This is a genomic window from Arthrobacter sp. Hiyo1, from assembly GCF_001263615.2.
In the GTDB taxonomy this organism is placed as follows: Bacteria; Actinomycetota; Actinomycetes; order Actinomycetales; family Micrococcaceae; genus Arthrobacter.
Map to the genome: position 1 here is coordinate 751,008 of NZ_DF952469.1, position 1,608 is coordinate 752,615.

1 protein-coding gene and 1 pseudogene are annotated in these 1,608 nt (G+C 62.7%); both read right to left on the minus strand.

The genetic code is table 11. The features are described 5' to 3' along the window. A pseudogene (iolC, locus tag AHiyo1_RS07775) lies at window positions 1–907 on the minus strand (5-dehydro-2-deoxygluconokinase); the annotation flags it as partial. Between the two features lie 209 nt (window positions 908–1,116). Continuing rightward, window positions 1,117–1,521 (minus strand): tautomerase family protein, encoded by a 405-nt coding sequence (locus AHiyo1_RS07780; RefSeq protein ID WP_059388174.1) that lies wholly within the window; start codon window positions 1,519–1,521, stop codon window positions 1,117–1,119. Between the last annotated feature and the right edge of the window lie 87 nt (window positions 1,522–1,608).

The window sequence follows — 1,608 nt, forward strand, 5'->3', positions numbered from 1 at the left end:
TCCGCGCACGAGAGGCGGGAGCGACAATCGCGCCGGCGGCGTTCGCGTAGTCCAGGACCTGGGCCAAAGGCCAGCCGGACAACAATCCGTGGCAGAAAGCACCGCCGAACGAGTCGCCCGCACCCAGGCCGTTGACGGTCTCCACCGGAACCGGCGCGGATACCACGCGTTCCGTACGGGTCTTGGCCATGACGCCTTCGGGGCCGAGCTTGACGACCGCGATCTCGACGCCGGCCGCGAGGAGGCGATCAGCCTGCTCGTCCGGGGTTCCTTCACCTACGGCGACAGCGCATTCCTTGTCATTGCCGATGGCCACCGTGACGTGCGGCAGGATCTTGGCGACCTCGGCCCGGGCCTCGTCCTCGGAAGCCCAGAACATCGGCCGGTAGTCCAGGTCCAGGATGGTGTATTGGCCCTCTTTGAGTCCGGTGCGGGGGCGCGCTTCGTGGGCCGCGAGGTGGGCCGAGCGGCTCGGTTCCTGGCAGAGACCGGTCACGGTGGACCAGAAGATGCCGGCGTCCTTGATGGCCTCCAGGTCCAGTTCCTCGGCCTTGATCTGCAGGTCCGGCGCGGTGGGGAACCGTCCGTAGAAGTAGAGCGGGAAATCATGCGGAGGCTGGATCGCGCAGAACGTGGCCGGGGTCTGAAGGCCCGGCACCGGGGTGACGAATCCGTCGTCGACCTTGAACTTGCGCAGTTCGCGGTGCAGGTAAATGCCGAAAGGGTCATCACCGGTGCGTGTAATCACGCCGGAGCGGCGGCCGTGGCGGGCGGCGGCAACAGCCACGTTGGAGGGCGAGCCGCCAAGATACTTGCCGAAGGACTGCACGTCCTCCAGTCCCACACCGATGTCGTTCGGGTAGATATCAACGCTGATGCGCCCGATGGTGAGCAGTTCGTGGGTCACGGTGATCGCGGACCTTTCTGTAGTGAACTCTTCTTGCGGGACGGTGAGAGCTCCAGTGCTTTTGCCGGCCCGCAGTGAGCGGGGCCACAACCACTACTTTGCACCAGAATTCATGTCCTGTCAAAGGTTTGTACTGACATATTTACAACGAAACGTAATGGCCTAAATTACGCGGTGATGTGGGCTTGAGTCCGCTCCAAAACGCTGAGTTACCGCGCGGGAACGGCAAGTTCGCCGGTGACATACTGGGCCCTGCCGAAGCCAAAGGACCAGTCATCGGCAGTGTTTTCGACGTACCCCAGGAAGACATCCTCCCCAGGGACGCCGATCTCGCCGAGCTGGGCGGCGATGGCAGCGAACAAGGACTGCTTGGCTTCGCGACTTCGACCGCCCTGGGTGAAGATCTGGATCATGACCACGCCGGAACTTCGCTCGAAACCCAGGCCGGCATCCTGGGCAACAATCTGGCCCTGGAGATGCTCGGTGATGATGTGGAAGTAGTCGCGCTCGGGGATGCCATACTCGGCGAGGATGGCGTCGTGGATTCGCTTACTGAGTTCACCGAGCTGCTCCGGCGTACGGCCTTCGTTGACGTCAATGCGGACGAGGGGCATCTGCTCTCCTTCGATAGTTTGTCCTGACATACTAACAAACTATCGAATCGCGCCACAAGCTCTAGCGACAATGACGCCCCTCCCACC